Genomic DNA, 4019 nt, shown 5'->3' with positions numbered 1-4019 from the left:
GTTGCTCGACTGCGGCTTTCCCAGCGCCAGCCATGTCGACGGCGCGACCATCACCAACAACGACTATGCGCGGGGTGAGCAGTGCATGCTCGGCAAGGGCTTTGCCTACCAGGAGCGCCACACCTACTGCGACACCCATCCCCATCTGGCGGCCTGCCCGGCAATCGACGGCGCCGCGGCGGCGGAGTCACGGCAACGTCCGCCCGCCTATGAACAATGGACCCGGCCGGACGCCGACGCCCAGCGTGTGCAGCAAGCCATGCGGGCGTGCGGCTACGCCTCGGTGATCGAGCCGGGCGACGACATGCTGCTCAACGACATCGCCGCCGCGCAGCTGTGCATGCTCGACCAGGGCTTCCGGCTGACGCTGCCGGCCAACGCGCTGCTGTGCAGGAATCCGCCCATGCTGGCGGCCTGCCGCGGCCGCGTGATCGACACCGCCCATTGCTGCGCGCCGCCCCGGGCCGCCGGCCAGCGCTGACGCGGCGGCCCGGCGTCAGTCCGTGCCGGGAAACGCGTCCACCCATTTGACCGTCACGTCGGGGAACGCGTCCACCAACTGGACCGTGAAGTCGGGAAAGGCATCGACGATCTTCCATTCACCGCAACTGTTGGCGAAGGCGCCGACCTGCTTCACGCGGATGTCGGCGAAGGCATCGACGATCTTGACCTTGATGTCGGGAAAGGCGGTGACGAACTTGACCGACCCGCGCAGCGGAATGCCTTTGTAGGTGCAGCGGCTTTTGTCGACATCACCGGCCTGGGCGGTGAAAGCGGCGCCCAGCAGGGCGCAGGCGAGAAGGGCGCAAGGCAATGCGCGCATGGGGAATGTCCTTGAATGCCGGGCCATGCCGGCGGGCCGAGGGAAGACGTGCCGCCGGATTATGCCAGCGGCGTCCGCAACCTTGCCATGCTGTATACGTCCGCGTAGCGCCCATCGCGGATGGCGTAGTCGCGCAGCTGGCCCTCGACCTCGAAGCCATGCTTGCGGTACAGCCCGACGGCGGCCTCGTTGTCGCAATAGACCATCAGCTCGACCCGGCGCAGGTTCATCCAGTCGTCCGCGACCCGCAGCAGCTCGCTCAGCAGCCGGCTGCCGATGCCCTGGCCCTGCCAGGCGCGGGCCACGCCCATGCCGATGGCGCCCGAATGGCTGCGCCGCACGCGCGCAGCCTGCTCCAGGCTGGCGCTGCCGACGACCTCGCCCAGGTGGGTGGCGACCAGCGCCAGCAGGCGCTCGTTGTCCGGGGCGAGCAGCCTGCGCCAGCGCTCGGGCGGCTGGTAGGGCATCTGCAGCACCTGGCGGGCGACGTCGGGATCGTTGTGGAGCGCGGCCATGCCGGGCAAGTGATGCTCGGCGAGGCGTTCGATGAGGATGGGGGAGGTCATGGGGTGCGGCGGCAAGGGGGGATCGGGCAACGCCAATGATAGCGCCGGCCCAGCCCCGGCCTCACACCGCCGACACGCTCCCCGCCGCGCCGCCCGATGCCGTGCCCGGCGGCGCCGTCACGATCGACGTCAACGCCGGCTCCGCCGCCTTCAGCCCCGCCAGGTCCGGCCGCGGCCGTTGCAGTTCGGCGATGCCCGCGAACGCCGACTCCATCCCCTGAGCCGCCGCCAGCACCTCGCGATCCCCGCGGAACCGGCCCACGATCTGCAAGCCGAACGGCATGCCTTGGTGATCCCGCCCGCAAGGCAGCGTCAGCGCCGGATGCGTGGTCAGCGTGATCACATACGTCAGCGCCAGCCAGCGGTAATAGTTCTCCTGGCGCTTGCCGTTGATGGCCTCGGCATACAGCTGCGTCCACGGGAACGGCGACACCGGCGTGGTGGGCGACAGGATCAGGTCGTAGTCGTCGAAGGCGCGCTGGAAGCGCTTGATCAGACGGGTCTGCTCGGCCTGCGCCCAGGCGCAATCCTTCAGGCTCATGGCCGCGCCCATCTCGAAATTGGCGCGGGTGTTGGGGCCGAGGCTGGCCGGGTCTTTCTCGTAGGCGTCGCGCATGCCGGCCACGAAGGCCTCGGCGCGCAGCACGTCGAAGCAGCGGTGGGCCTCGCCGAAGTCGATGTCGATGGGATCGCAGGCCGCGAACAGATGGCGCATGGCCGCGATCTTGGCGCGGAAGGTGGCGCGGATGCCGTCGTCCACGTCGCACAGCCCGAAGTCTTCGCTGTAGGCCACGCGCAGCCGGCCCAGGTCGGCGACGCCAGGCGCCAGGAACTGCAGCGGATCAAGTGGATAGCTGAGCGGGTCGCCGGCGTCGGGCCCGGCGCTGGCGGCCATCTGCAGGCAGGCGTCGGCCACGGTGCGGCCCATCGGGCCGACCACCGAGATCGGCGTCCAGCCCAGCGGCTTGCGCACGCTCGGCACCACGCCGGGCGACGGCCGGAAGCCGACCACGCCGCACTTGGCGGCGGGGATGCGCAGCGAGCCGCCGGTGTCCGACCCGGTGCAGAGCGGGAACAGGTCGCTGGCCAGCGCGGCGGCCGAGCCGCCCGACGAGCCGCCGGCGTTCAGGTTCGGGTTGAAGGGATTGCCGGTCGCGCCCCACACGGTGTTGCGCGAGTTGGCGCCCGCGCCCATCTCGGGCACGTTGGTCTTGGCGGCCACGATGGCGCCGGCGCGGCGCAGGCGCGCCACCAGCGTCACGTCCTCGGCCGGCACGTGGTCGCGGTAGATCGGCGAACCGTAGGTGGTGAGCAGGCCGGCGGTGGGCTCCAGGTCCTTGACGCCCAGCGGCAGGCCGTGCAGCAGGCCCAGCGTGTCGCCGGCCATCACCGCCTGTTCGGCGGCGCGCGCCTCGATGCGGGCGCGGTCGAAAGCGGTGGCGGTGACGGCGTTGATATAGGGGTTGACCGCCGCGATGCGCGCGATGCACGCCTCCAGCAGTTCGACCGGCGAGAGCTGGCGCGCGCCAATCAGGCGCCGCAGCTCCACGGCCGACAATGAAACCAGGGAATCGTCCAGGGTCATGACAGCATCCTTCATTCGATCTTGATATTGGCGCGCTGCGCGACATCGCGCATCTGCGGCAGTTCCTTCTGGATCAGCGCTTCGCCCTCGGCGGCGCTGGAGAAGGCCGCCTCGAAACCTTGCGCCTCCAGGCTCTTGCGCACGTCGGGCGAGTCGACCGTGGCGCGCAAGGCGGTTTCGAGTTTTTTCTTGACGTCCGCCGGCAGGCCGCGCGGGGCGGTGAACATCAGCCAGGTGTCCATGGCCACCGACGGATAGCCCTGCTCGGCGAAGGTCGGCACGTCGGGCAGGAAGGCCGAGCGGGCCGGGGCCGACACCGCCAGCACCCGCACCTTGCCCAGCTTGCTCTGCGGCAACGCGGCGGCCACCGTGTCGACCGAGAACGGGATCTGGCCGCCGATCAGGTCGGTCATGGCCGGCGCGCTGCCCTTGTAGGGCACGTGGATCATCTTGATGCCGGCGGCGGCCAGGAACGCCTCGCCGACGAAGTGCGCGGTGGTGCCGGCGCCGAACGAGCCGTAGGCGGGCGGTTCCTTCTCGCGCGCCTTGGCGTAGGCCACCAGTTCCTTCAGGTCCTTGACCGGCACCTGCGGGTTGGCCAGCAGCGCCAGGCCGGTGCGGCCGACGATGCCGAGCGGCTCGAAGCTCTTGACCGGGTCGTACGGCAGCTTGGCCTGGATCGCCGGGTTGACGGTGAAGGTGGTGCCGGAGCTGACCAGCAGCGTGTAGCCGTCCGGCGCGGCCTTGGCGACGTAGCCGGCGCCGATCGCGGTGCCCGCGCCGGCGCGGTTTTCCACCACCACGGTCTGGCCCAGTTCCTGGCCGAGCTTTTGCGCGATGACGCGGCCCAGCACGTCGGTCGCGCCGCCGGGCGGGAAGGGCACGACCAGGGTGATGGGACGGGTCGGGTAACCGGCCTGGGCGCTGGCCGGGGCGGGCGCGGCGAGGGCGCCCGCGAGGGTGACACCAAGGGCAATCAAGGCAGTCTTCATGGTCATGCTCGACGAGAGTGGTGGAGGGACGGCGCGCCGGTCGGCGCCTGGGG

At 70.7% G+C, this 4019-nt stretch carries 5 protein-coding genes; 1 reads left to right on the top strand and 4 read right to left on the bottom strand.

Going from position 1 to position 4019, the window contains the following annotated elements:
* Positions 1–481 (top strand): hypothetical protein (locus AOZ49_RS33230; protein WP_054479819.1); only part of this gene is annotated, 481 nt, incomplete at its 5' end.
* Positions 482–496: 15 nt separating this feature from the next.
* Here the strand turns inward: AOZ49_RS33230 and AOZ49_RS31400 are convergent.
* The 4 genes from AOZ49_RS31400 to AOZ49_RS31385 form a co-directional block, all read right to left on the bottom strand.
* Positions 497–823 (bottom strand): 7(1) septoil knot domain-containing protein, encoded by a 327-nt coding sequence (locus tag AOZ49_RS31400; protein ID WP_054479817.1) that lies wholly within the window; start codon positions 821–823, stop codon positions 497–499.
* 59 nt (positions 824–882) lie between these two features.
* Positions 883–1389: a GNAT family N-acetyltransferase gene (locus AOZ49_RS31395; RefSeq protein ID WP_054479815.1), complete on the bottom strand. Its 507-nt coding sequence runs from the start codon at positions 1387–1389 to the stop codon at positions 883–885.
* Between the two features lie 61 nt (positions 1390–1450).
* Positions 1451–2974 carry an amidase gene (locus AOZ49_RS31390; RefSeq protein ID WP_054479812.1) on the bottom strand — a complete coding sequence of 508 codons (1524 nt, stop codon included), beginning with the start codon at positions 2972–2974 and terminating at the stop codon, positions 1451–1453.
* Positions 2975–2985: 11 nt separating this feature from the next.
* Positions 2986–3972 carry a Bug family tripartite tricarboxylate transporter substrate binding protein gene (locus AOZ49_RS31385; protein ID WP_054479810.1) on the bottom strand — a complete coding sequence of 329 codons (987 nt, stop codon included), beginning with the start codon at positions 3970–3972 and terminating at the stop codon, positions 2986–2988.
* Positions 3973–4019: the final 47 nt, after the last annotated feature.

It is taken from the genome of Achromobacter sp. 2789STDY5608615 (genome assembly GCF_001298995.1).
In the GTDB taxonomy this organism is placed as follows: domain Bacteria; phylum Pseudomonadota; class Gammaproteobacteria; order Burkholderiales; family Burkholderiaceae_B; genus Achromobacter; species Achromobacter insuavis.
The sequence above is the reverse complement of the archived record's forward strand: the minus strand, read 5'-3'. Positions and strand labels throughout refer to the sequence as shown.